This is a genomic window from Mucilaginibacter panaciglaebae, from assembly GCF_039539265.1.
Classification (GTDB): Bacteria; Bacteroidota; Bacteroidia; order Sphingobacteriales; family Sphingobacteriaceae; genus Mucilaginibacter; species Mucilaginibacter panaciglaebae.
Genome location: NZ_BAABCV010000013.1, coordinates 52,019 through 78,493, shown reverse-complemented (window position 1 = coordinate 78,493; position 26,475 = coordinate 52,019). Strand labels below are relative to the sequence as shown.

Below are 26,475 nucleotides of genomic sequence, written 5' to 3'. Positions count from 1 at the left end.
AAAACTGTCTTTTTGTTAGTTGAAAGCACTTTTTCGTAGTATGCTTTACATTTTGCATAAACCATACCAAAATTTGTGAAGGGAAGGCCAACCCAATGCGCCAGGAAAATTTAGGGTAACCTAACAGTAAAAGCTAATAGCCTCAATAATTACAAAGCAAGCTTTTTTAATTTCGTCAGGAGTGATAATAAGGGGTGGTGCAATGCGCATAGAGTTATCGCAATGTAGAAACCAGTCGGTAATTACACCGTTGGCAATACAGCGATCAATAATTTTTTTGTTAATGTCGAAGCTATCCAATTCAATCGCCAGCATCAGGCCTTTACCCCTGATTTGTTTTATAGCAGGATGAATAAGTAAACTACGCATCAATGCTTCTTTTTCGGCTACGGCCGCAATCAGGTTTTCATCTAACAATACCTCAAGCGCTGCCAAACCTGCGGCACAGCAAACCGGATGGCCCCCAAAAGTAGTTATATGACCCAGAATAGGGTTTTCCTTCAAACTATCCATGATTTGGTTAGACGATACGAACGCGCCGACAGGCATTCCGCCACCCAGCGCTTTTGCCAATAGGAGAATGTCTGGAGCGATACCATAATGCTCAAAGGCAAACAATTTACCTGTGCGGCCCATAGCGGCCTGTATTTCGTCCAATATCAATAACGTGCCGGTTTCATTGCAACGTTTGCGCAATGCTTGCATGTACAAATGGTCAGGCACGCGGATACCTGCTTCGCCTTGTATGGTTTCTATAATGATGCAGGCAGTATTTTCAGTGATTAGCTGCAGATCTTCAGTCTTATTGAAGCGAATGAAGCTAACGCCTGGCAACAATGGGCGATAAGCCTGTTTGAAATCTTCATTGCCCATAACACTTAACGCACCATGCGTACTGCCGTGGTATGAATTTTTGCAGGCGATGATCTGCTGGCGACCGGTATAACGCTTTGCAAGTTTCAACGCACCTTCAACCGCTTCAGCACCCGAGTTTACAAAGTATACTGATTGCATATTGTGCGGCAGTGTAGAAAGTAATTTTTCTGCAAAACGGACCTGTGGGGTTTGCACATACTCGCCATAAACCATCAGGTGCATGTATTTGTCCACCTGGGTTTTAATAGCGTCGATAATTTTCTGATTGCCATGGCCAAGGCTGCTTACTCCAATGCCTGATATCAGGTCTATATAAGCTTTACCTGCCAAGTCGTATAGATGTACTCCTTCGGCCCGCTCAAACTCAAGTAATAAGGGGAAACTGGTAGTTTGCGCGTTGTTGGCTAAAAATAACTGACGAAGGGTTAACATATCGCCCAAAAATACAAAAAATGTAGGCGCCCTCTCAATCTCTCCCGGGTACGGGAGACTTTTTTATTATAAAGTTTAAAAGTCCTCCCTTCTGTGGAGGATTTAGATGAGGTTATTGAGATTTCGCATTTTCCTCGTGCAGTTTCCGCACCAGCTCGTCGTTAAACTCACGTTCTGCTTTAATAAGTTGACTCACTTTTTCCGGCGGCAGCACTTTTAAGAATTCCTCATTATAATGTTTGCGGATACTTACCAATTGAGCATCATAATCAAGATCTTTTTTTACCTGCTCAACACCGTTTGCTTGAGCGTCAGAATTATTTAGGCGCTTTAATCGCCTTACCTCAATTAAATCATTTTGATATTGGCGATATAATGGCCAGAATTTATCGGCCTGGGCGCGGGTTAAGTTTAACTGCCTGCTGATGAAGGCTTCTTTAACTACTTGTATGCGGCGCATACCAGGGTTAGTCGGTCTTGTAGCTCTAAGCTGCTGGCGTCGCGGATGTTCTTGTACGCGCAAGTTTTGTGAATAACCCGTATAGCTGACCACTGATAGCAATAAGACAATAAAAATGTGTTTACCCAACTTATTCAATGGCATATCTTATTCTTATTGGTCGGTATAATCTTGTAAAGCGGCTTTCAGATCATCTGTATTAACAGGCAGATTTTCTGTAGCCAAAGTATGTTGTGTATCGGTACCGTCAAGGTTTTGTTCCAGGTAGTTCTGTATATCATTTACCGGGATAGTTGACAACTCTTTATGTAAAAAAGAACGGTCATGAATAGCCTCTGGCGATTCTAACTGCATAAATACGCCGGTGCCTATTATCGCTATAAAACATGCTGCGGTAGCATATTTAAATGCGTTTGACGACAGCATCCGGATAATTGGGCTTTTGCGCTTTACGATATTTTTATTTACCGTTTTATTTAAAATGTCTTTATTAAGGCGGTTAAAGTAACCTTCAGGTACAGTCAGTGTATCTTCCATACCTGTCATAGCTTCCTCCACCGCAATACGGCGTTGGATACTACTGCTTAAATTCTCGAAATAGTTTTCCGGAACAATAAGTCCGGTATCGGTAGCCAGCAAACCTTCAACTGCAATACGGCTTTTTATCTTATTGGTAAGGTCTGCAAAATAACCTTCGGGTACTGTTAAATTATCGTCGGCGTTTGTTAAAGCCTGGGCAATTAGTATACGGCTTTGAATATTACTGCTCAATTCGTCAAAATAATGCTCCGGAACAATAAGGCCCGTGTTTTGGGTATCTAAAACATCTTCGACGGTAATACGGGTTTGAATATTGACAGCTAATTTTTCAAAGTAATTTTCGGGCACGGTAAAAGCTTTGGGCAAAGTATTACCTTTCATCTCGTCCAACGTTATAGCTGATTTTATGTGTCCCGGCAGTTCATTAAAATAGTCATCAGGTACTTTAAACGGGTTAGTTTTACTTACCTGCTTAAGCTGTTCATAGTCATTCAGCCACTCTTTATTTTCTATATCCCTTGCCATGATGTACTAATAGATGAAATTTAGATGAAAAGGTTTAATCACTTTTTAAAATTAATCTTCTTCCAATAAAATTGCCTCTATTTTTTTCACCGCCAAATGGAATGATGCTTTTAAGGCACCCACACTGGTACCCAAAACCTGCGACATCTCCTCATATTTCATATCGTCATAATACTTCATGTTAAATACAAGGCGTTGTTTTTCGGGCAGGGTAAGTATGGCCCTCTGCAGTTTTTTCTGTGCGGCATCGCCATTAAAATAGGTGGAATCGGCCAGGGTATCTGCAAGGTTATAAGCCTCGTCCTCAATAGAAATGTTGTTCTTTTGTTTTTTTTTGTTCAGAAAGGTGATACACTCGTTGCTGGCGATGCGGTACATCCAGGTATACAACTGCGAGTCGTTACGGAAACCTGCCAGGTTTTTCCAAACCTTGATGAATACGTCCTGTACCAGGTCATCGGCATCGTCATGATCTATCACCATACGCCGGATGTGCCAGTAAATTTTCTGCTGGTATTTATTCAGAAGCAGGTTAAATGCTTCGTTCCGGGTACGCTCGTCCTGAAACTTGCTTAGTATTTCTGCATCTTCAACCTGTGTTGGCATGTGTCTAAAAATTAAATTTTAGTATTAATGGTTATTTAAAACTTTTGTTTGAGTTAACCATCATTACTAAAGTAGTGAAAAATTTTCACCCCTATAAATCTCTCCCAAAAGGTAGACTTATAGTTTAGTTATTGAATTTTTTTTGGTCGTATTCAAAGTCTCCCCTCGGGGAGGATTTTGGAGGGGCGTTACCCCAGCAAATCCAACACTTGTTGAGACGATGCCTTAGTGTCGACCTTATCAATCACATGCGTTATTACTCCGTCTGCATCGATAATAAAAGTGGTGCGAAGGGTCCCCATATACTTTTTGCCATACATGTTTTTCTCGCCCCAGACGCCGTAAGCTTCCACAATGCTGTGGTCGATGTCGGCTATAAGCGGGAACGGCAGGTTATGTTTAGTCACAAATTTTTTGTGTGATTTTTCGTCGTCAGTACTTACACCAATAACTTCAAATCCCTTAGAAATTAAAGACTGGTAGTTGTCCCTGAAGTCGCAGGCTTCGGCGGTACAACCTGGTGTGTCATCCTTTGGGTAAAAATAAAGTATAACTGTTTTTCCCCTGAAATCTGATAAAGAAACCGTATTACGATTTTGATCGTTAGCTGTAAAATCGGGAGCTTTGCTGCCTGCTGTGGGTGTTGCCATTATTTTGTAAATTGTGCGGTGTATTGGGTAAAGTTGTTTTTCGCATCGCCTACAACAAGCTCGAAGCTGTGTTTACCATGTTCAATGCTATCATCAAAGGTATAACTTAACACCTTAGTTTTATAATCCCACTGCATCAAAACCCACTTGCCGTCAATTTTGCCATTGTAGGTTTTTACGCCCGTAAGGTTGTCGCCAATGCGGAAAAATATTCCGCGAGCTTTGGCCATGTTTGCGCCATTATGAATATTGAGTGGTGCAATGTTCGGTGGCACCGTATCCAGCGTGATATAAAATTCACCGAATGATCGGGCCTTGCCTTTAACGTAGCCATTTTCGTAGGTACAACTATCGCATAAGCCGCCGCTGCCGGTAATTACCGCCTTATCGGCCAGGTTCCCCAGGCTTACGTCGGGTTTTATCCAGATCTCGTAACGATCATGTATCGGTGTCATTTTGTTATGGATGCGATGAGTGATGGAATATTTACCGGATTTTCTATCCAGGCTATCGTAGGTGAACTCAACATTGTCGTACAAATTGCCAATATCCACGATAACTTTCAGCCTTGAAGTGGTAAATACATTCACCTTATCATAATAAAATAAGTTTGACGGAGGTTTGGTGGCTCCTGGTGGCGGAGCGGGGGTAGCGTGTACTTTGAAATTGATGGTTGATGTATTACCTGCCACGTCTTTTACAATGTATTCTACGTCATGCACCTGGTCGTCATTAAAATTTACAATACCCCTATTGACTGATTGTGGATACAACGAAATATGACTGCCTGGCGGCACAAAGCATTTTTGCATAAAGCGGTGCTCCCTGACAAACGAAGGGTAATCAATATAGCCATTAATAGCATGAGTTTGGTCAAATGCAAAACGTTCGGCAGCAAAGGTGTAAACAGTTTTGCCATCGATATTTAATTGTATTGAATATGGGCCATTGCGATTGGTCGAAGCACTGTTCATATCATTGGTTGAAATGCCGAAGGCGGTATTGCCGCTAACCTCTATAACTTGCGGCCGTAGCAAACGGTATTTACCCGATGCGCCGGTTACTGACAAAAATTGGTGCGGCGTATGCTCGCTGAATGGACGGTTGCCGATTTGATAGACGCCTATGGCGCTTATAAAGGGGGCAACACGGTCTGGGATAGTAATACCAAATAACTGTGGATTGATGGTCTGCTCACTTTTGGTTTCGCGTATCTCAAAATGTGAGTGCGGCCCGGCAACAGCGCCTGACTGGCCGGAGATAGCAATTACATCGCCTTTACGGACATTGATCTGTCCCGGTAGCAGGTTAAAATCAACCTCAAACAGTTGATGCTCATATTGATAATCTCGCACTACTTTGGCTATAGCTGGCGCGAAACTTTGGTTATGCATGTAAACGGTGGTGTAACCGTTAGGATGATTAAGGTAAACTATATTACCTCCGCCGCCAAACTGAACCCTTATCCGTGATACATAACCGTCGGCAGCGGCATGTACCGGATAACCGGTGCGCTGATTGGTTCTGAAATCAAGACCGGCATGAAAGTGGTTGGGCCTTAGCTCTGCAAAACCGCCGGCCACAGCTGGTGGCAGATCAAGCGGATAGCGAAAATAACCCTGCGGATAGTCGCGGCTTTGTATGGGATTTTGTGCGTAGATACTAGTAAAACTTAGTAAAAGTAGTAGGGGATAGCAATATTTATTCATCAAGATAGTATACAGTCAGGCTGGGCCGGGAGTTTTAAGAAAAATGAGTTAGTTCAAATATTAATGCCCCGCAGAGACTATTTAATATAAAAATCTATCAACTTTTCGCCTTCTAAATAGCCTTCCAGGTGATCACCAACATTTACCCGGCTTACGCCGGCCGGAGTGCCTGTAAATATCAGGTCGCCTTTTTTTAGGGTTATATAGCGCGATACAAACGCAATAATATACTCGAACGAAAATAACAAGCGACTGGTGTTGCCGGTTTGTTTGCGCTGGCCGTTAACATCCAGGTGGAAATTCAGGTTATACAGATCCGTAAATTTAGCCTTAGGTACAAAATTGCTTACCGGTGCTGAGTTGTCGAAGGCTTTGGCCAACTCCCAGGGCAAACCTTTTTCTTTGTGGCGCGATTGGATATCGCGGGCGGTAAAGTCGACACCAAGGGCAATCTCTTCATAATAATTAGCTGCAAATTTTTCGTTGATATGCTTGCCCTCTTTGTCAATTTTTAAGACGATCTCCAGCTCATGATGCAAATCTTGAGAAAAGTCCGGATGATAAAAAGGTTTGTTATCTTTTAATAAAGCGGTATCGGGTTTTAAAAAAATTACCGGCGCAGTAGGTACAGGATTATTGAGCTCGTGTGCATGCTCGGCGTAGTTGCGGCCAATGGCAATGATCTTCATAGTGTTTTAATGAGTGAATGTGTAATTGACTGAATTAGTCAATGATAATTCAGCCGGTGGCTAAGTTAATGAATGGTTTTAATAATAATAAATGACGACACGCACTCATTCAAAACGCACTCAATTCACTGATGATTACAGCAAGGAGATGCGTTTAATAACCGACTCGGTACCCGCAACTACACGGATGAAATAGAACCCGCGATTGATTTTACTGCTGATAGCCCGGTTTAAGACCTGCTCGCCGGGCTCAACGCGTTGCGAAAATAGTGTCAGCACATCATTACCCAGCACATCTACCATTTTGATGGTGACATTTGAGTTGCGCGATATTACATACTTAAGGTTGATCTGGTCAGTTATCGGGTTGGGATATACCTCTACGTTGCTCAACAATTTGTCGGTAGGAAAAACCGGACGCGTTGTTGAAATAATACCAGGCTTTATAGGGGGCAAGGCTATGTTGGGCAACAAACTTTTTTTTGGTTTCCTCTTAAGCAAATTGTAATTAATAGTATCTCCCAGGTTTGGCTTTACCGGTCTGGCTGAGGCATAATTCAGGGATATCGCCATAGCAATAATCAATATCCACGAATAAAAAGAAGTAAAAATTCTCCTCATGCCTTACATTTAATTTTACGTTACAAAAGTATAAATAAACTTTTCACCAAATTCAATTTCAAAGGCATTATTGCACAATTTAACAATTTTTAACAATGCTGTTTAGCTTCACTAACAAATATTTTACTTATACGTTTACATAAATTTTAAGTTGTAACTCAAATAATTTAATACTTTTGTGCGTTTATCCATAACATAGTGTCGCAACATAAAGATCTACAAAAACTGACAGCCGCGGGGCTTCTCATCAGTTTAGGAATTATCTACGGAGACATTGGTACTTCTCCGCTATACGTTTTCAAAGCCATAGTTGGCAGTCAACATATTTCAGATATCCTCGTATTAGGCGGAGTGTCCTGTATTTTCTGGACGCTCACCCTGCAAACAACCTTAAAATACGTGGTTATAACCTTACGTGCTGATAACAAAGGCGAGGGCGGTATTTTCTCCCTATTCTCGCTGGTTAGGCGCAAGGCAAAATGGCTCATTATTCCTGCCATAGTAGGTGGATGCGCTTTGCTGGCCGATGGTATAATTACGCCACCTATTACCATATCAGCCGCCGTCGAAGGTTTGGTGCCTCAGTTTCCGCACTTACATACGGTGCCTGTAGTAATTGCTATAATAGGAGGTTTATTTATTATCCAGCAATTTGGCTCTTCAATGGTGGGTAAAGCTTTCGGGCCAATAATGTTTGTCTGGTTTACCATGATGGGGGTGTTAGGTATTACCTATATTGTGCAAGATCCTACAATAATTCGTGCGTTAAACCCTTACTATGCTTTTAAACTGCTAACCAGTAATCACTATCATGCATTTATCATATTGGGTGCGGTGTTTCTGTGTACCACCGGAGCCGAGGCCTTGTATTCAGACCTGGGCCACTGCGGACGCCAAAACATTCAAATAAGCTGGGTATATGTTAAAACCTGTTTAATATTAAATTATTTGGGGCAGGCAGTTTGGTTATTGCAACATAATGGCCAATTGCTCAACCTTAATTTGCTTAATCCTTTTTACCAAATCATGCCCGGTTGGTTTTTGAATTTTGGTATCGGGGTGGCTACTGTAGCGGCTATTATCGCCAGCCAGGCGCTGATATCAGGATCATTTACGCTCATAGCTGAGGCGGTAAGATTAAACTTATGGCCCAAGGTTAAGATACATTATCCCAGTGAGCAAAAAGGCCAACTATATGTATCGAGCGTTAACTGGTTACTGTGCGCCGGTTGTATTGGGGTGGTCATGTTGTTTAAACATTCAGACAAGATGGAGGCCGCTTATGGTTTGAGTATTACTGTCGCCATGTTGATGACTACCATATTGGTGTCACGCTTCCTTCGTCGCAAAAAGGTACCAAACTACATGGTGAATGCGTTTTTGGTTATTTATATCCTGATCGAGGGAACTTTCTTATACGGTAATCTGAACAAATTTGTCGATGGTGGGTGGTTTACCTTGTCAATAGGTGCCATATTGTTCTCTGTGATGTGGACCTGGCATACAGCTCGAAAAATCAGAAATCGCTATGTTAAATTTGTTGAGATTGATGATTACTACAATATCCTGAAGGAATTGAGCGAGGACGAAACCGTACCAAAATACGCCTCGCAGCTGGTTTATCTAACCAGCGCTAATTTCAACTCTGAGGTTGAGTCAAAGATCATTTATTCCATACTGCAAAAACAACCTAAACGTGCCGACGTTTACTGGCTGGTACACGTTGATGTAGTTGATGAGCCTTATAAAAAAGAGTATGAAGTTGATTTCCTGGTACCGAATAAACTTATCCGTATTGACTTTAAACTGGGTTTCCGTATCGAGCAGCAAATTAACCTGCTATTCAGACGTGTAGTTGAAGACCTGGTTAAAAATGGCGAAGTTGATATCACCAGCAGCTATAAATCACTCAACAAACATAAAATTGTAGGCGATTTTCGTTTCGTGGTGATCGAGAAGGTGCTTTCGCGTTCGCACAATCTGACTTTTTACGAAAAGGCTATCATGGCATTTTATGGATATCTGAAAAAGATAAGTTTGTCTGAAGAGCGCGGTTTTGGCCTTGACCTTAGTTTCGTAACCATAGAAAAAGTTCCATTGATGCTGGCGGCTCCGGAAAGCGTAGAGATTACCCGCGTTACTGTTTGATTTTTTTTAAAACCATTTGCGCTAACATAATATTACTTCAATATTAAAACAGATTGTAGGAATAACTTAGAGTCTTTATTTAATATCACTATGAAGTATATATTAATAGCATTTTTATTTTTAACATCACATACAGTTTTCGCCCAGGCGGTAACTGATACTACAAAAAAAAACCTGGCCGATACAATAAAGAAAGACGTTTTAACGGCGCCCGATACGGTGCCTAAACTGCGTAGCAAAGCATGGGCCTTTGTTCCGCCGCTGGCTTTGATAAGCTATGGTGCCTTGTCATTCCCGGTTCATCCTATTCGGCGCTGGGATTATTTTATCCGTAATGAGGTTAAAGATCACATTCCAACCTTCCATTCGGTTGCCGAAAGTTATTTTCAGTTTTCGCCTGTTGCAGCCGTATATGTGCTGAATTTAGCCGGTATTGCAGGCAAGAACCGTTTCCTGGACAGGACAATAATACTTGGATTGTCGGCGAGCATACTTGGCGGCTCTTTAAGTATAACCAAACGCGCTACGCACCGTTTACGACCTAATGGCGAGAATTATCTGTCATTTCCATCGGGTCACACCGCCACCGCTTTTATGGGTGCCGAATTCTTAGCGCAGGAGTTTTCCGGTAAGTCGGTTTGGTATGGGGTAGCCGGTTATACTGTTGCTGGTCTAACCGGCGTGTTCAGAATTGGAAATCGCGATCATTGGTTTAGCGATACTATTGCAGGGGCAGGTTTCGGCATATTGTCAACCAAAGCCGCGTACTATATTTATCCTTACATGCGCGATTTTTTAACGCATAAAGGTAAATCGGGTAAGACAGCTACGCTAATACCAACTTACCAGTATGGTATGCCTGGAGTGGCGTTGGCTATGCAGTTGTGATTACCTGTATCTGAGCTTGTAACCTAAAATTATGCCTGCAAATAAAAACGTAACAGCATTGGCGGCGGTAACCGGCAGGCTATGCGCCATAACACCATACAGCAGCCATAAAAAGGTGCCAACTGTAAAAACTACGTACATGGATAGCGAAATACCCTCGGTGTTTTTTGAGCGGATAGTTTTAACTGCTTGCGGCAAAAACGAAATAGTGGTGCAAAAAGCGGCAGCTAAGCCAATAATTTCTATATAGTTCATTGTGTCGATATTAGGGCAATGCAAATATACAAAGTAATAGTGTAAAAAGTACACTATTACTTTGTATGTCAGGCCGCTTTACCCAGGCGACTGTTTTTGTAACTATAAGTGAAATAGACTATAAGGCCCAGTACCAGCCATATTAAAAAGCGCAGCCAGTTAGTGTAACCCAATTGTGTCATCAGGTAAAAACAACTCATCAACCCTAAAACCGGTATAAGCGACAAATTCTTGATAAACGCCAGCACTGTTAATACAGCTGCGAGAATAATGAACAGGAACATTGGGAAATTCTGATGCGCATTATCAACAGAAAACAACTCAAGCATCGGTTTCCAAAGAATTATCATGCCGGCTATAAATAATACGGGCACAATGAACTTGCCGTTTATATAGGGCAATTTAAAACGCCCTTTATGTGCCGATTCTTTGGGTAGCAGCAATACCCCGCCACAAACCAGTACAAAAGCGAATAGAGTGCCTATACTCGTCAGGTCAGTAACTTCGGTCAGGTTCATGAAGAGTGCCGGTATGGCTACTACAAAGCCGGTAACTATCGTAGAGAATGAAGGTGTATGATATTTGGGATGGATACGCGAAAATGCTTTGGGTAATAAACCATCGCGGCTCATGCTCATCCAAATACGTGGCTGGCCTAGCTGGAAGATCAGCAGTACGCTGGCGGTAGCAATGACCGCGCTAATAGATATTACATAACTGATCTTATTTAACCCCACTCTGCCAAACACAAATGCCAGCGGGTCTGCAACCTGTAGTTCTTTATAATTTACCATGCCGGTAAGCACCAACGCTACCAGGACATATAAAACAGTACAAATAATTAACGAGTAGATCATGCCACGTGGCAGGTCGCGTTGTGGGTTGTCACACTCTTCGGCAGTAGTTGATATAGCGTCAAAGCCAATATAAGCAAAGAATACGCCCGACACACCTTTCATCACCCCGCTAAAACCATTTGGCATAAAGGGGTGCCAGTTGGCTGGCGTAATGTAAAAACAGCCAATTAGTATTACTGCTATGATAATAGCAATCTTTAAATATACCATAGCGTTGGTGGCCCGCTTGGTTTCGCGGATGCCCACATAAACCAGGTAGGTGATGATGATTACAATAAGCAGCGCTGGCATGTTAGCTATCAGCTTAAAATCGCCAAAGCCGGGGGCTGTGGCCCAGGCGTTGGCGCCAGCTTTCATGGAATCAGTTATTGGGGTCAGATTATGGCCGGCGGCTAACTGTTGTACCTGTTCATGTGCTCTAAACGCCGAGTAGTAGTCCATAGTCAAATATTCCGGTACATGAATGCCGAAGCCTTCAAGCAAATTGAGAAAGTAACCGCTCCAGGATATAGCTACCGCAATGTTACCAATGGCATATTCCATCAGTAAATCCCAACCGATTATCCAGGCAATCAACTCACCAAACGAAGCATAAGCATAAGTATAAGCACTGCCTGCAACCGGGATGCGCGAGGCAAACTCGGCATAGCAAAGTGCCGAAAATCCGCAGGTAACGGCTGTAATGATAAATAAGAAACTAACCGCAGGTCCCCCGTAAAAAGACGCTTCACCAATGGTCGAAAATATACCGGCACCTACTACTGCAGCTATACCCATGAGGGTAAGGTCACGCACGTTCAGCTCTTTTTTAAGCTGCGAGCCGGTACCTGAATGTTCGTCGCCAAAACCACAGGCAACGTCGTCTAATATTTTAGTGATTGATTTTTTACGAAATATACCTTTTGACATTATTCTTATTTTGCTGCAAAGCTATCAAACATAACCATTTTTTTATTAGGATATGCTTACTTTGCACCTATGAATATCGGAATAAAGGACGTTTTATATAAAGTAAGATTCTTTTTCATACCCTATCTGATACTGATAGGTATCTGCCTCATCGTCAAGCTCACACATACCCGGGAGGAGATCTATTTTAGCGTAAATACCCGCAACTGGCCTTGGGCTGATACCATCGCCCCATATGTCACCGATATTGGCAATGGTTGGACAACGATTACTATTGCTTTGATATGTATGCTGTTCAGTTATCGAAAGGCTTTCATCTTGCTTGGTAGTTATGCGCTTAGTTCGGGGATAGTAGCCCAGTCGTTAAAATTTATATTTGCGGCGCCACGACCTAAATTATATTTCCATGATCAGCTGAGCCGAATCCATTTTGTGGCAGGTACAGATCAATTAAGTTATCATAGTTTCCCTTCGGGGCATACCGTTACTGCTTTTTCAACTGCTATCATTATTGCATACTGGGCAAAAAACAAGTTCTGGGGGTTTCCCTTATTATTATTGGCTGCCTTAGTTGGCTATTCACGCATGTATTTGAGCCAGCATTTTTTTGAGGATGTTACCGCCGGCTCAGCTACCGGTGTGGTAGTTACGGTGATTTGGTTATGGTGGGTAGAAAATCGCGAATTTATCAAACGGGCCAAGTGGGATAAAGGGTTGTTTAAACAATAAGCTATCCCCTGTATCATGATACATTATTGCAAGTTTTTGAAATAGACTTGTATGGTAAGTTCTGATCTCGACTAAATTCTAAGATGAAAGCCCTGCCATAGGGCAAGGCTTTCATTAAATCACATTATTCCAGCTCCAGATTCTTTTGTCGCTGGCGATACCAGTAAATGCTTCCTATGATCAGCAGAATAATACCAGCTATCACAATTAACCAGGTGGCCGAAACCCCTTTTGAGTTTGACACATACTGGTCATGCCGATCAAGCGTCGGTGCCAGTTTAATGGAGTTGACGAAGGATTTATACTCGCCGGATACCATTTCTTTACGGGCATTGGGATAGGCGTACTCAAAAATATAGGTGGCTGCATTGGTATACAACAATACAATGTTTCTAAGCTGGATATCGCCTCCACCGTTATCGGTTTGCAGCGTAAAGGTTTTTGCTTTTAACTTACCGATAGTGGTATCTCTGACATACTGAGCACTGGCATAATCGGTTCCGGCTTGTATGTTTTTTATATTTTCTTTAAGCACTTTATCCAGATCGCTCTCATGTTGAAGCGGCGCTGTGTTTTTGGCATTGGGCGTACGCAGAACTACTACATAACCTAATGGCGAATTTGATGAATATATCTGCTGGCCGAGTGTATCCGTTTTGGTATACGCTTCGGGTAATGACACGGTAACTGCACTATCAATAGCTACCGGTTTTAATGTCTGGCCAAAGCCGGCAAACGCAGATAATATCAATGATGCGGAAATTAAAATTATCTTTTTCATACCTATACTCTCCCTAAAACCGTACCAAAATGGTTTATGCGGGCGGTTTATGACATTGGCATAAACAAATAAGGTGTGGCTTTCCGGCCACACCTTATATAATTGACTAAAATGATATTTAACTGATAAACAGACAGTTTGTCTTTATAGTTTATCAATTTCGGCTTTAATAAATTCAGCCAGCTCTTTTACATAACCGGCGCTGAAATCAAATTTAATACCTGCGATTTCGTAAATCTCCTTAATGGTCTTGGTGTAACCTAATTTTAGGGCATTCAGGTATTGCTGCAAGGCTTTACCCGGGTTTTCTTTATAGTTTTTATATACGGCAATGGCACCTAATTGAGCAAATCCGTACTCAATATAATAAAACGGAATCTCGAAGATATGCAGTTGCTTTTGCCACAGATTGGCTTCGGCTTCTTCAAGGCCGCTCCAGTCGGCAAAGCCAGCTCCAAATGGCTCATATATCTGTAACCACGCCTCGGCGCGCTCGGCTGCTGTATGATCGGGGTTGGTGTAGATCCAGTGTTGAAACTGATCGACCACAGCTACCCATGGAAGCGTTTTCAATACGTCTACCAGTTGATCGCGTTTGGCGCGTTTCAAATCCTCCCCGTTATCAAAAAACACGTCCCAGTTATCCATTGATATTAACTCCATCGACATAGAAGCCAGCTCCGCAACCTCCGACGGACAATGTTTAAAATCGTTCAGTTCCAGATCGGCAGTTAAGAACGTATGAACCGCGTGGCCACCTTCATGAACCATGGTTGTCAGATCGCGAAAAGTATTGGCCGAGTTCATGAAAATAAACGGCGCACCGGTTTCTGACAGCGGATAGTTATACCCGCCCGGCGCTTTGCCTTTGCGGCTTTCTACGTCGAAAAGGTTGTTGTCTTTCATGATCTCCAGGCGTTCGCCCAGATAACTGTTGATATTGCGGAAGCATTGGATTGATTTTTCGATCAGTTCTCCGCCATTGTTAAATGGCTTTAATGCCGGCTTGCCCGATGTATTCACATCCATATCCCAGGGGCGCAAAGTTTCCAGACCCAAAGCCTCCTGACGTTGTATAGCTTGTTCACGCAGGATAGGCACGATCTCCAATTCAATTGCTTCATGGAACGCATAACAATCCTGCGGGGTATAGTCGAAACGGCCCAGTTCCTGGAATTTGTAATCGCGGTAGTTCTCAAAACCGGCGTTCAGCGCTACTTTATGGCGTAGTGCGCGCAGGTGGTCAAAAAGGTCGTCCAGTTTTTCTTTTTCTTGCAGACGGCGTGTGGTTATCTTTTCCCAGACTTCCTGACGTTTGGCGCGGTCGGTATCCTTCAAAAATACAGCGGCCTGCTCTAAGGTATATTCTTTATCGCCGATATGTACCGATAGGGAGCCGCTTATCGATTGATATTTCTGTTGCTCAACCTGTATTTCGGTTTGCAGCGGTATGTTTTCCTCGCGGAACAACTCCAGCGACTTTTTAACACCGCGCAGGTAAATGAAGTATTTGTCGCTGTCCAGTTTGTCCAGGTATTTGCTGGCCACTAACTTTTTGTTGAGCTCATTGCTGTAAGGGGCAATTTTTGGTTCGATCTCGGTGGCGAAGTATTGAAAATCGGCTAATAGCTGCTCGCTTGCGGTATCACAGGTCATGCGGATATAGCGCCAGGCAAAATCCTCTTCTAACGCCGCTTCTATTTCGCTGCGGTCATGCAGCCATTGTACCAGTTCTTCGGTTGAATTGATAGGGCGCTCTAAAAGGTCCTTGTAAATAGGCTCCAATGTTTCCCATTTAATTTCCAGGTGGGCCGGGATATATGTTCTTGTTTTTTTGTGGATCATTTTCTGATGCGTAAATGTGCAGATATGCAAATGTGCAAATTGTTAAGGACGAGTGAAAGTGTGGAAATGTAAAATTAGTCGCCGAAGTAGTTGCAAACTGCAGGTTTATTCGAAGTCACAACTTCAAACAGCATTTTGATATCGGTTATCAAAGGATACGCGTGATCCACGCGCGAATGTGTATCAGTTTGGATCAGTTGGATCATTTTTAAATCTCAACTAATTTATAATTAGGTAGTTAATGGTATTTGTCCTGAATTGGTGGATCACTTTGGATCACTTTTTATGACTTTTAAGTCATTTTTTGGATCACTTTAAAGACGTATCCCAAAAATCATCCCATGCGGCAACAGCACTCTGTCTAACAAAAAAAAGGTGGCAAAAACCACACTGGCAATACCGTTTGTGGTCATAAACGCAAAGTTCACCCGGCTCAGGTCGTTTGGTTTTACTAACAGGTGCTGATAGGTTAGCATCACACAGAAAAATATAATACCTACATAGTAAAACAAACCTACCGTGGTATAAATTGCCGGCAGTATTATAAACACCGCCGAAAGTACATGAAGAAACGTCGACAATCGCAAGGCGTTTACCTTACCCAGGTAAGCCGGTATAGAATGCAGATTTTCGGTACGGTCAAAATCTTCGTCCTGCAAAGCATAAATAATATCGAAACCGCTCACCCAGCATAGTACAGCCAGCGAGAAGAATATTGGTAGCAAATCAAACTTACCCGTAACCACCAAATAGGCCCCGATGGGGGCTAACGATAAGCCTAAACCCAACACCAAGTGGCAAAGCGCCGTAAAACGCTTCGTGGCACTATACCCCAGCACCACCAGTAAAGCCACCGGCGACAGGTAAAAACAAATAGGATTAATAAACCAGGTGGTAATAATAAACAGGGCACAGTTAACCAAGGTAAAAGTCAAGGCTGATGCGGCACTTATACGGCCCGACGGAATATCGCGCACTTTGGTACGCGGGTTTTTGGCATCAATATCTCTGTCAAGATAACGGTTAAATGCCATGGCAGAGTTTCGTGCAAATACCATACACAGCACCATCATCAAAAGCTTTTGCCACTCAAAAACGTAGTTGGTAGTAGTTACTGCCAAAAAGAAGCCAATAAAGGCAAATGGCATAGCGAATATGGTATGCGAGAAAGTTACTAATGATAGATATTTTTTCATTGTTTATGATGATAGTGGCGAGGACACACCCCCTGCGGCCGCACTTGTCAACCGCACCCCCCTCAAGAGAGGTCCTTTATTTTTTGTTATATTATTTGAATTATAATATCCCGCCGTGGTTCCCCTCTTGAGAGGGGTTAGGGGTGTGTTCTACGACATGCTTTTCAATTGTCCTTAAAACATTTAACATATCTTTCCGCACCTCCTGTTCACTAAAACGTATTATAGTTAAACCATATGCCTTGAGTTTTTGGTCTCTCAGTTGATCTAAATTATGTTTTTCTTCGTGGTTATAATAATGTCCATCAATTTCAATGACCAAATTTAATTCATAGCAATAGAAATCAACTATGAAATCTGATAACGGTTTTTGACGCTGAAAATCATAGCCGTAACATTGTTTATTTTTTAATTTATTCCAAAGTAATACTTCGCCCAAAGTACTGTCATTTCTTAGCTGCCTTGCTAACTCTTTTAAATAGGGTTTATAAGGAAATGATCTTGCGTGGTATGGCTATCGTAACACATCTAACCCCTCGCAAGAGGGGAATCATAATATGGCGGCACCTCAAACCCGGTATTCACCTGGCTGATAAAACCCAGAACTTCATCGCGTCCAAGCTGTTCTTCTGACGATGTGATAAAGCACTGCGGTACCTCGTCAAAGGTGGTTAGCAGCGCTTTTTTAAATTTGGCTACCGTTTGATCTGTTTTTACTGCCGATTGTTTGTCGGCTTTGGTAAATATCAGCACAAATGCCAATCCCTTTTCGCCTAACCAGTTGCAAAACTCCAGGTCTATTTTCTGCGGATCAAGCCGGCTGTCAATCAGTACCATCACACATTGAAGGCTTTCGCGTTTATCCAGGTAAGTTTGGATGAATTTGTTCCAATCCTCTTTTTTGCTTTTAGATACCCGGGCATAACCATAGCCCGGTAAATCGACAATGTACCAGTTATCATTAATTAAAAAATGATTGATCAGCTGCGTTTTACCCGGCGTTTGCGAGGTTTTAGCCAACCCTTTTTTGCCCGTTAGCATATTGATCAATGATGACTTGCCTACGTTTGACCGACCGATAAAAGCATACTCGGGCTTTACCGGCGGCGGTAGTTTGGAGATCTGGGTGTTGCTGCAAATAAACTCGGCAGATTTTATTACCATGGGGCAAAGGTAGTGATAAGTGAATGAAGATAGTTATTGAAGGTTGAAGATTAGGTTTGTCTGAATTATATAAATGCAATATCACTTTATTGTAATTACTTAACTAACTTAGAATTAACCCGGTTCTAAATGTTATATTTGATGTTTAAACATTTAATAATCATTAGTCAATCGTTAATATAATAATCTTCGAGAAATGTCAGAATATAAAATACCTGCACAAACCCGCATCGGCCACGTACATTTAAAAGTGAGCGACCTGCAACGCTCGCTTGATTTTTACTGCGGATTGCTGGGGTTTGAAAAAATACAAATGTATGGCGATCAGGCCGCGTTTATCTCTGCAGGCGGTTATCATCATCACATCGGCTTAAACACCTGGGAAAGTAAAGGCGCTCCACCGGCTCCACGCCATGCACCCGGATTGTTTCACACTGCTATTCTATATCCCGAACGCAAAGACCTGGCGGCAATTTTGAAACGATTGATCGAAGCAAAATACCCTCTCACCGGTGCATCAGACCATGGTGTGTCCGAAGCTATTTATTTAGATGACCCTGATGGAAATGGCGTAGAACTTTACTGGGATCGCCCGCGGGAAGAGTGGCCCCGCGAAGCAAATGGCAATATCGAAATGTTTACGCGCAGGCTGGATGTTGAAGGACTGCTGGCTTTAAATTCAACTGTTGACGAGAAATAATAATAGATTATGTCATTTCGGGCGTAGCGGGATATGCAAGCAAATCAATCGCGAGTGAAGGCAGGTATATAGTTCTTCCCGCTGGCCGAAATGACATAGCCTGCTTTTGGAGAGTACTAATCAGAGGTGTACCTTTGCCCCATGTCTATCACATTACGCCCTATCCGGCCTGCTGACAATGTCGAGCTGGCTAAAATCATCCGGGCATCATTGGAAGAGTTTAACGTGCCCAGACAAGGCACCGTTTATTCAGACCCTACAACCGATGCGCTATTTGAGCTTTTTAACCAAACAGCGGGCAGTTGCTATTTTATAGCTGAACAAGACGGTATGCTGTTGGGCGGTTGTGGCGTTTATCCCACAGCAGGTTTGCCGGCAGGCTATGCCGAACTGGTAAAACTTTATCTTACAGCCGCCAGCCGCGGCAAGGGCATTGGCAAAATGCTGCTGAACAAATGTTTTGAGGCTGCCGCAGATTTGGGTTATACGCATTTGTATCTGGAATCCTTCCCGCAACTGACCAAGGCTGTGAGCTTGTATCATAAAGCTGGGTTTGAACCGATAGATCATGCTTTGGGTAGCTCGGGGCACTTTGCGTGTACTATTTGGATGGTGAAGGAATTAAAAAGTAAAAATTAAAAAAGACTTGGTAAAAACTTTAGCCAGATCAATCTTCAATACCTAACCTCCAATCACTAATCTCTAATCCTTATCTTTGCCCGCAATACTATGAGCAAAACCGTAATACCGTACAGCCAGGAGCAGGGCACCAAAAAAGAGCAGGTGGCCGATATGTTTAATAATATCTCCAAGACCTATGATTTTTTGAATCATTTCATGTCGTTGGGTATTGATATCATCTGGCGAAAAAAAGCTATCAATGAATTAAAAGAAGATCAGCCGAAATTGATCCTTGATGTAGCTACCGGCACCGGCGATTTTGCTTTCGAGGCGCTTGCTATCCTCAATCCTGATAAGATCGTCGGCGTCGATATTTCGCAGGGGATGCTGGATATTGCCAAACAAAAAATAGCTAAACGAAGCCTTGGACATAAATTTGAAGTTAAGCTTGGCGACTCAGAAAAGCTGCCTTTTGAAGCCGGTGAATTTGACGCAGTAACGGTAGCTTACGGTGTGCGTAATTTCGAAAATCTGGAAAAGGGGTTGGCCGATATTAACCGCGTTTTAAAACCGGGTGGTAAAGCTGTGGTATTAGAGTTTTCTAAACCAAAAGCGTTCCCCATAAAACAATTGTACCGGTTTTACTTTAATTATATCACGCCGGGTATTGGTAAGCTTTTCTCTAAAGATTCAAGAGCTTATTCTTACCTGCCTGAGTCGGTGGCGGCTTTTCCGCACGGTAAAGATTTCGTAGCGGTGATGGATAGGGTAGGCTTTAAGCATACCAAATGCAGGCCTTTAGCGTTTGGTATTTGTTCAATTTATACGGGCATTAAATGATTAAACACCGGTATCTGCTCATTATAGCGTTGCTTTTTTGCGGCAGCAAACTGTTGGCACAGGTACCAAAGTGGGGCGGGGGCGCAGATCAGGCCGATAGGAGCTTTGGTTTTAGCTTTGGCTATGTCAACAGTTATTTTAAGATAGATAAGATGCCCGACTGGCGCAAGCCTTATTTTGACAACGATAATGTCAAGGTAACGGATTCATTGAACAGTATAGGTTCGCCAAGTTCGCAAGGTTTTGCCGTAGGTTTTTTGTACCGCTACCGGATCACGGAACATTTAGAGGTGAGAACCACCCCCTCGCTGATTTTTGCCGACAGAATTGCCAATTATACGTATACTGATAAATCGCTTAATACCAGTAAAACGGTTCAATCTACCTCGGTGGACCTGCCTTTATCTATCAAGATCAAGTCGGACCGTATCGGCAATTTCAGGGGATATATTTTAGGCGGGCTTAAGTATAGCCAGGCTATCGGCACCAAATCGAACGCCGATGCTTCACTGGCACCGATAGATAAGCATCTCAAAAATATCCGCGGTTTCGGCTCGTACGAGGCTGGCTTAGGCTGCGATATCTATTTCGAGTTTTTTAAATTGTCTCCAGAAATTAAACTCTCAAACTCATTCGGTGACGTCATGCTGCACGAGGATAATCCTTATTCAACACCAATAAACAAATTGTCGTTACACACGTTGATGTTTAGCCTGTATTTTGAATAAGCTGCCGGCTTATTGGGCATAAAATGTTTAATTACCGGCGAAAAAGGCTAATTTCGCATGAATTTATAGTATACCATGGCTAAAATTGCATTAATTACCGGGGCTACTGCCGGCATTGGCGAGGCTTGTGCAGAACTGTTTGCGCGCGAAAACTATAATCTGATACTTACCGGCCGCCGGGCCGACCGCCTGGAAAAGCTGGCCGCAAAACTCAATAAAAAATACGATACCGAAGTTGCTGTTTGCGCTTTTGATGTGCGCGACCGTGAAGCGGTAACCACGAATTTTGAAAACTTACCGGCTAAGTGGAAAAAGGTAGATGTGCTGATCAACAATGCCGGACTGAGCCAGGGACTTGATCCCATTCAAAAAGGTGACATTGACGACTGGGATACCATGATTGACACCAACATTAAAGGTCTGCTTTACGTAAGCAGGGTGGTGTCAAACTGGATGATCAAGAATGGCAAAGGCCATATCGTTAATTTGGGATCAATAGCCGGTAAGGAGGTTTACCCCAATGGTAACGTATATTGTGCTACCAAGCATGCGGTTGATGCTTTGAGCAAAGGTATGCGTATTGACCTGGTGCAACACGGAATTAAAGTAACTGCTATACATCCGGGTGCGGTTGAGACCGAATTCTCTGAAGTGCGCTTCCACGGCGATAAAGAACGTGCTAAAAAGGTATATGACGGTTTCGAGCCGCTGGTAGCCGAAGATATAGCCGATACGATATTCTTTGTAGTGTCGCGGCCAAAGCATGTCAATATCAACGAACTGCTGATCATGCCTGCCGCCCAGGCAACAGCGTCAAACATTGTAAGAAAATAGTGTAAATGTGCAGATGACTTGATTGATAGATATAAAGTCCGAAATCAAACACCGAAATAAAGCACTCAATCACTCATTCAATAATTCACTAATTAAAAAGATGTCATTAATAACACAAATAGATCAGGACATAAAATTGGCCATGCTGGCTAAACAGGCTGAGCGTTTAGCGGGATTGCGGGCTATCAAATCGGCTTTATTATTAGCTAAAACAGAAAAAGGTGCTGCCGAGGAATTGACTCAGGAGGCAGAGATCAAAGTTTTGCAAAAGTTGGTTAAACAACGCAAGGAGTCGGCAGAGATTTATAAAACTCAGGAGCGTGATGATCTTTACCAGATCGAGATGAGCGAAATAGCTGTAATTGAGCCTTATTTGCCGCAGCAAATGACCCGTTTTGAGGTTGAGGGTTATATCCAGGAGTTGATGGCCCGCATTGGGGCAACCGGTATGCAGGACATGGGCCGCATTATGGGTATGGCTAATAAAGAGCTGGCAGGCCAGGCCGACGGCAGAACGATATCTGAGGTAGTAAAACAATTACTGGCATAAATTATTTGTTTTATTGTTGCAGGTAAACTGCAATAAGCTATTTTTATAGCGAATAAAAAGGCTGTGGGCCTTATAAAATTAACTTTATACATTATATCTATATGAGTTTCGTGCCGAAAGAGGAACATGGTTTTAGTTACATCGATGAGGGCGAAGGGCAGGTGCTATTGCTGCTGCATGGCTTAATGGGCGGCTTGAGCAACTGGGAAGAGGTTATTGAAGAATTCAGGCACAAATACCGTGTTATTTTACCCTTACTACCGGTTTACGATTTACCGGTAATAACAACAGGGGTAAAAACGTTATCTAAATACTTACATAAGTTTATTAAGTATAAAAAGTTGGAGAACGTTATTTTGCTGGGCAACTCATTAGGTGGCCACGTAGCTTTAATATACGCACTGGCACATCCCGAAAAACTACGTGCCATGGTTTTAAGCGGTAGTTCGGGTTTATACGAGAACGCTTTCGGCGGCTCTTTTCCGCGGCGGGAAAGTATGGAGTTTGTGAAAGAAAAGGTTGAGTATACTTTTTATGATCCAAAAGTTGCTACACCGGAGTTAGTTGACGAAGTTTATAAAGTAGTTAATGACCGTCATAGCGTGATCAGATTGTTAGCTATGGCAAAATCGGCCATACGCCATAACATGAAAAAAGACCTGCATAAAATACATATGCCGGTTTCATTGATATGGGGCAAAAACGATAAAATTACGCCGCCTGAGGTGGCCGAGGAGTTTAACGAATTGCTGCCAGATTCGGAATTGCACTGGATAGACAAATGCGGACATGCAGCAATGATGGAACATCCGCAGGAGTTTAACCGTATATTAAAAGGGTTTTTACAAAAAATAGGAGCATAGCCATGTTTGCAGGCGAGTTAATAGCTGACGCAATACCACCGGTACACACCTCTGATACCATTCAGAAAGTGCTTGACCGTATGGTTGAGTTTCGTGTGCGCCATTTGCCTATTGTAAATGAAGAGCAATTTCTGGGACTGCTTGCCGAAAGCGATATATTGCCGGAAATGGACGCTCAGACCGAGGTTGGCGCATTGGGGTTGTCATTGGTAAATCCATACGTGCGCGAAGATCAGCATGTTTATGACGTAATCCGCTTGTTCTATGAGCAGCAATTGAGCGTAGTGCCTGTGCTTGATATTAAAAGGAATTACCTGGGGTTAATACCTATTAACCGCATGAATGAATATTTTGCTACCATTGCATCGGTAGCCCAGCCAGGCGGTATCATTATACTCGATATCAATAACAAAAACAATTCACTGGCGCATATGTCTCAAATAGTAGAGTCTGATAATGCGCAGATATTAAGTTCGTACGTGCGTACTTTCCCAGATTCGACCCGTATGGAGGTTACGCTCAAGGTAAACAAAACAGATATCTCGAATATTATAGCTACGTTTTTACGCTACGAATACGACGTAAAAGCTACGTTTAACAACAGTGAGCACGAAGACGGTGCGATGGAGAGATATGCTTCACTGATGAATTATCTTAATTTGTAGTTCATAGTAGATGAGCCATAGACCGTGGTTATAATAAAAATACTATAGACCATAGACTATCGTCTATCGACCAACAAACATCCATGAAGATAGCAGTATACGGCAGACCGTTTAATGACCAGGCAGTAATACCATTTATACAACAGGTGTTTGACAACCTGGCACAACACTCGGTCGATATTTATATTCATCACCAACTAAGCAATTATTTAAAAGATAGAATAGATACTACAGCTTACACTGTATTGAATGAGGGCGACCGTATTAAGGGTGTGGTGGATGTTTTTATCACTTTGGGTGGCGATGGTACCTTGCTGGATATGGTGAGCGTTATCCGCGACTCGGGTGTACCGGTTATAGGGATAAACTTTGGCAGATTAGGTTTTTTGGCGAGTGTCAACAAAAACGATATTGCGGCGGCTATCCATGCCGTCATTAACAATGAATATACTTTAGATGGCCGGGGGTTGCTAAGTATCGAGTCGGAGTTAAATGTGTTTGGTACAGATAACTTTGCATTGAACGATATCACCATCCATAAGCGCGACGATTCGGCCATGATCACCACCAATATGTTCCTGGATGGCGGATTTTTGAACTCGTATTGGGGCGATGGTATTATCATTGCTACGGCAACCGGCTCAACAGCTTATTCATTGAGCTGCGGGGGGCCAATAATATTCCCCGAGTCGAACAGTATTGTGGTTACGCCGGTATCCCCGCATAACCTAAACGTACGGCCAATTGTATTGCCCGATTGCAGCGTGCTTTCGTTCGAAGTGGAATCGCGCAATGCTAACTATATTTTATCCCGGGATTCGCGGACCGAAGTTATTGACAAACCTATGCGCTTCACGGTAAAGAAGACAAGTTTTGAGTTGAATCTTATCCGTTTAAATAATGAAAGTTATTTATCAACGTTAAGAAACAAATTATTGTGGGGCCTTGACGCCCGCAATTATTAAAGATGTTGAATGCGTAGATCCTTACTTGTAATTCTGTTACTCGTCTTGTCGTTTAATCTTAGGGCGCAAACCTGGGAGATAGGCGGCTTTGGCGGCGGAAGCGGTTACATGGGTGATCTGAATCAAAAAAATCCATTGAAAGTTTCGGGTGTTGCTGCAGGGGCTTTTTTGCGGTATAACTTTAACGGCTATATTTCTTTGGGTGCGGGGGCTAACTACGGCATCATTAGTGCTGCCGACAGCGTTTCGTCCAATCAACAAAACCGCATACGTAATTTGAGTTTTACCACACGCCTGTTAGAGGCCAGCTTGACAGCCGAGTTTAACTTTATGGAGTATATACCCTCAGTATCTAAAAATGTATATACGCCTTATGTATTATTTGGAATAGCCTATACAAATTATAATCCAAGGGCTAACTATCAGGGGCAAACTTATGAGCTGCGGTATTTTCAAACCGAAGGTGTGGCTTATAAAAATAATACAATAGCTGTACCCTTTGGTATTGGCATTAAATATAATATAGCCGGCAGGTTAACATTAGCCGCTAATTTAAGTTATCGTACCGCTTATACTGATTATCTGGATGATGTAAGCGGCGTATATCCCAACAAAAGTATATTTAATGACCCGACAGGCGCAGCATTGTCTGATCGTTCAGCTACACAAATTGGTGCCTCCGGTACCCAACGTGGCGACCTGCGCCCGCACGATACTTACTTCTTTACCGGCGTATCTGTTTCATATACCTTTATTACCCCAAAATGCTATTATGAACGATAGCATGCAGATATCTCTTTGGGTAAAACAATCAGTTAAGCTTTTAATTATCAATATTCAACCAAAAGACTGCTAATTTTTTGTGTAAACTTTCTTTTTAACTGCATACTAAAAAAGTACAAAGTAAGTTTTACCTTTGTCACCTGAAAATTTAGGCACTATTTAATAAAAGCATAGTTACGCGACGTGTTATTTTAAATATGGGTTTATCCAAAAAACACGTTTTACAAGAGCTATCAGAGCTTTTATTGACCGGTAAAGGAAATGAGTTATAAGGACCAGATTGATTTGTTAAAGTTACCTGAGCATATAGCTATCATTATGGATGGTAATGGCAGATGGGCGAAGGAGAAAGGCAAATTAAGAATATTCGGCCATCATAATGGCGTACTTTCTGTGAGGGATGTTGTTGAAGGCGGGGTTGATCTGGGGGTCAAGTATTTAACACTATATACTTTTTCGTCAGAGAATTGGAATCGCCCCAAGCTGGAAGTTATGGCCATAATGGAATTAATGGTGAGCACTATCAATAAAGAAATTAAAAACTTTATGGATAAAAATGTTCGCCTTAATGCAATCGGCGATCTGCATATGCTGCCCGAAAAATGCTATGAAGAATTAACCAATGCCATTAAAACCACTTCTAAAAATACAGGGTTGGTATTGACACTGGCATTAAGCTACAGCTCGCGCCGCGAAATTGTACACGCAACTAAAAGTATAGCGCAGCAGGTAAAATCGGGCGAGATTAATATTGAAGATATAAACGAAGACCTTTTTGGGCGTAACCTGTATACCGGTGATATGCCCGATCCGGAGTTGTTAATAAGAACCAGTGGCGAGTATCGCATAAGCAACTACCTGCTTTGGCAAATTGCTTACGCCGAATTGTATTTTACAAAGAAACTATGGCCCGATTTCAGAAAGGAAGATTTGTTTGAAGCGATACTGGATTACCAGAAGCGCGAGCGCCGTTTTGGTAAGACAAGTGAGCAAGTCAACTAAATTTTTTCTTTTAACAAATTTTAACAACTGTATAAATTATTTTT

General features: G+C 42.4%; 29 protein-coding genes and 1 pseudogene. 14 read left to right on the top strand and 16 right to left on the bottom strand.

Going from position 1 to position 26,475, the window contains the following annotated elements:
- Positions 1-120: 120 nt before the first annotated feature.
- From ABD772_RS16240 to ABD772_RS16205, 8 genes are all read right to left on the bottom strand, one after another.
- Positions 121-1,308 (bottom strand): aspartate aminotransferase family protein, encoded by a 1,188-nt coding sequence (locus tag ABD772_RS16240; RefSeq protein WP_345106833.1) that lies wholly within the window; start codon positions 1,306-1,308, stop codon positions 121-123.
- A 112-nt stretch (positions 1,309-1,420) separates the two neighbouring features.
- The gene (locus ABD772_RS16235; protein WP_345106830.1) at positions 1,421-1,912 is read right to left on the bottom strand and encodes a hypothetical protein; all 492 of its coding nucleotides are present in this window, start codon (positions 1,910-1,912) and stop codon (positions 1,421-1,423) included.
- A 9-nt stretch (positions 1,913-1,921) separates the two neighbouring features.
- Entirely contained in the window at positions 1,922-2,833 is a 912-nt protein-coding gene (locus tag ABD772_RS16230; protein WP_345106827.1) for a hypothetical protein, read from the bottom strand.
- A gap of 51 nt (positions 2,834-2,884) precedes the next feature.
- Entirely contained in the window at positions 2,885-3,439 is a 555-nt protein-coding gene (locus tag ABD772_RS16225) for an RNA polymerase sigma factor (protein ID WP_345106823.1), read from the bottom strand.
- 188 nt (positions 3,440-3,627) lie between these two features.
- A complete protein-coding gene (gene bcp, locus ABD772_RS16220) occupies positions 3,628-4,089 on the bottom strand; it encodes a thioredoxin-dependent thiol peroxidase (protein WP_345106821.1) in 462 nt (153 codons plus the stop codon).
- The gene (locus tag ABD772_RS16215) at positions 4,089-5,798 is read right to left on the bottom strand and encodes a M23 family metallopeptidase (protein ID WP_345106818.1); all 1,710 of its coding nucleotides are present in this window, start codon (positions 5,796-5,798) and stop codon (positions 4,089-4,091) included. Before ABD772_RS16215 ends, bcp begins: the two co-directional genes overlap by 1 nt.
- 77 nt (positions 5,799-5,875) lie before the next feature.
- Positions 5,876-6,487, bottom strand: coding sequence for a fumarylacetoacetate hydrolase family protein (locus tag ABD772_RS16210; protein WP_345106815.1), 612 nt, complete (start codon positions 6,485-6,487; stop codon positions 5,876-5,878).
- Between the two features lie 135 nt (positions 6,488-6,622).
- Positions 6,623-7,108: a T9SS type A sorting domain-containing protein gene (locus ABD772_RS16205; protein ID WP_345106813.1), complete on the bottom strand. Its 486-nt coding sequence runs from the start codon at positions 7,106-7,108 to the stop codon at positions 6,623-6,625.
- 198 nt (positions 7,109-7,306) lie between these two features.
- Between ABD772_RS16205 and ABD772_RS16200 the strand changes: the two genes are divergently transcribed.
- On the top strand, positions 7,307-9,256 hold the full coding sequence (locus ABD772_RS16200) for a KUP/HAK/KT family potassium transporter (RefSeq protein ID WP_345106810.1): 1,950 nt from the start codon (positions 7,307-7,309) through the stop codon (positions 9,254-9,256).
- Positions 9,257-9,346: 90 nt separating this feature from the next.
- Entirely contained in the window at positions 9,347-10,144 is a 798-nt protein-coding gene (locus ABD772_RS16195; RefSeq protein ID WP_345106807.1) for a phosphatase PAP2 family protein, read from the top strand.
- On the opposite strand, the gene ABD772_RS16190 is transcribed toward ABD772_RS16195, so the two are convergent.
- Both ABD772_RS16190 and ABD772_RS16185 read right to left on the bottom strand, forming a co-directional pair.
- Positions 10,145-10,399, bottom strand: coding sequence for a SemiSWEET transporter (locus ABD772_RS16190; protein WP_345106804.1), 255 nt, complete (start codon positions 10,397-10,399; stop codon positions 10,145-10,147).
- Between the two features lie 68 nt (positions 10,400-10,467).
- Entirely contained in the window at positions 10,468-12,165 is a 1,698-nt protein-coding gene (locus ABD772_RS16185; RefSeq protein WP_345106802.1) for an amino acid permease, read from the bottom strand.
- A 69-nt stretch (positions 12,166-12,234) separates the two neighbouring features.
- Between ABD772_RS16185 and ABD772_RS16180 the strand changes: the two genes are divergently transcribed.
- Entirely contained in the window at positions 12,235-12,894 is a 660-nt protein-coding gene (locus tag ABD772_RS16180; protein ID WP_345106799.1) for a phosphatase PAP2 family protein, read from the top strand.
- A gap of 124 nt (positions 12,895-13,018) precedes the next feature.
- Here ABD772_RS16180 and ABD772_RS16175 read toward each other — a convergent pair whose 3' ends face one another.
- From ABD772_RS16175 to yihA, 6 genes and pseudogenes are all read right to left on the bottom strand, one after another.
- Positions 13,019-13,675: a hypothetical protein gene (locus ABD772_RS16175; protein ID WP_345106796.1), complete on the bottom strand. Its 657-nt coding sequence runs from the start codon at positions 13,673-13,675 to the stop codon at positions 13,019-13,021.
- 144 nt (positions 13,676-13,819) lie between these two features.
- Positions 13,820-15,520 carry a M3 family oligoendopeptidase gene (locus tag ABD772_RS16170; protein ID WP_345106793.1) on the bottom strand — a complete coding sequence of 567 codons (1,701 nt, stop codon included), beginning with the start codon at positions 15,518-15,520 and terminating at the stop codon, positions 13,820-13,822.
- A gap of 74 nt (positions 15,521-15,594) precedes the next feature.
- A complete protein-coding gene (locus tag ABD772_RS16165) occupies positions 15,595-15,726 on the bottom strand; it encodes a hypothetical protein (protein WP_345106791.1) in 132 nt (43 codons plus the stop codon).
- A gap of 108 nt (positions 15,727-15,834) precedes the next feature.
- Positions 15,835-16,716, bottom strand: coding sequence for a UbiA-like polyprenyltransferase (locus ABD772_RS16160; RefSeq protein WP_345106789.1), 882 nt, complete (start codon positions 16,714-16,716; stop codon positions 15,835-15,837).
- A gap of 100 nt (positions 16,717-16,816) precedes the next feature.
- Positions 16,817-17,182 (bottom strand): annotated as a pseudogene (locus tag ABD772_RS16155) (endonuclease domain-containing protein); the annotation flags it as partial.
- A gap of 62 nt (positions 17,183-17,244) precedes the next feature.
- A complete protein-coding gene (yihA, locus tag ABD772_RS16150; RefSeq protein WP_345106786.1) occupies positions 17,245-17,880 on the bottom strand; it encodes a ribosome biogenesis GTP-binding protein YihA/YsxC in 636 nt (211 codons plus the stop codon).
- A 196-nt stretch (positions 17,881-18,076) separates the two neighbouring features.
- Between yihA and ABD772_RS16145 the strand changes: the two genes are divergently transcribed.
- From ABD772_RS16145 to uppS, 11 genes are all read left to right on the top strand, one after another.
- On the top strand, positions 18,077-18,580 hold the full coding sequence (locus ABD772_RS16145; RefSeq protein WP_345106783.1) for a VOC family protein: 504 nt from the start codon (positions 18,077-18,079) through the stop codon (positions 18,578-18,580).
- A 141-nt stretch (positions 18,581-18,721) separates the two neighbouring features.
- A complete protein-coding gene (locus ABD772_RS16140) occupies positions 18,722-19,219 on the top strand; it encodes a GNAT family N-acetyltransferase (protein ID WP_345106781.1) in 498 nt (165 codons plus the stop codon).
- Positions 19,220-19,309: 90 nt separating this feature from the next.
- The gene (gene ubiE, locus ABD772_RS16135; protein WP_345106778.1) at positions 19,310-20,041 is read left to right on the top strand and encodes a bifunctional demethylmenaquinone methyltransferase/2-methoxy-6-polyprenyl-1,4-benzoquinol methylase UbiE; all 732 of its coding nucleotides are present in this window, start codon (positions 19,310-19,312) and stop codon (positions 20,039-20,041) included.
- Positions 20,038-20,769 carry a type IX secretion/gliding motility protein PorT/SprT gene (porT, locus tag ABD772_RS16130; RefSeq protein WP_345106775.1) on the top strand — a complete coding sequence of 244 codons (732 nt, stop codon included), beginning with the start codon at positions 20,038-20,040 and terminating at the stop codon, positions 20,767-20,769. Before ubiE ends, porT begins: the two co-directional genes overlap by 4 nt.
- 75 nt (positions 20,770-20,844) lie before the next feature.
- The gene (locus ABD772_RS16125) at positions 20,845-21,603 is read left to right on the top strand and encodes an SDR family oxidoreductase (protein WP_345106771.1); all 759 of its coding nucleotides are present in this window, start codon (positions 20,845-20,847) and stop codon (positions 21,601-21,603) included.
- A gap of 100 nt (positions 21,604-21,703) precedes the next feature.
- Positions 21,704-22,153 (top strand): GatB/YqeY domain-containing protein, encoded by a 450-nt coding sequence (locus ABD772_RS16120; protein WP_345106769.1) that lies wholly within the window; start codon positions 21,704-21,706, stop codon positions 22,151-22,153.
- A 101-nt stretch (positions 22,154-22,254) separates the two neighbouring features.
- Complete coding sequence (locus ABD772_RS16115) at positions 22,255-23,016, top strand: alpha/beta fold hydrolase (RefSeq protein WP_345106766.1); 762 nt, start codon at positions 22,255-22,257, stop codon at positions 23,014-23,016.
- 2 nt (positions 23,017-23,018) lie between these two features.
- Positions 23,019-23,681, top strand: a complete 663-nt coding sequence (locus ABD772_RS16110; protein ID WP_345106763.1) for a CBS domain-containing protein — start codon at positions 23,019-23,021, stop codon at positions 23,679-23,681.
- An 83-nt stretch (positions 23,682-23,764) separates the two neighbouring features.
- Positions 23,765-24,646 (top strand): NAD kinase, encoded by an 882-nt coding sequence (locus ABD772_RS16105; protein ID WP_345106760.1) that lies wholly within the window; start codon positions 23,765-23,767, stop codon positions 24,644-24,646.
- Positions 24,647-24,655: 9 nt separating this feature from the next.
- Positions 24,656-25,429 carry a type IX secretion system protein PorG gene (gene porG / locus ABD772_RS16100; protein ID WP_345106757.1) on the top strand — a complete coding sequence of 258 codons (774 nt, stop codon included), beginning with the start codon at positions 24,656-24,658 and terminating at the stop codon, positions 25,427-25,429.
- Positions 25,430-25,690: 261 nt separating this feature from the next.
- Positions 25,691-26,431 carry an undecaprenyl pyrophosphate synthase gene (gene uppS / locus ABD772_RS16095; RefSeq protein ID WP_345106754.1) on the top strand — a complete coding sequence of 247 codons (741 nt, stop codon included), beginning with the start codon at positions 25,691-25,693 and terminating at the stop codon, positions 26,429-26,431.
- The last annotated feature ends 44 nt before the right edge of the window (positions 26,432-26,475 follow it).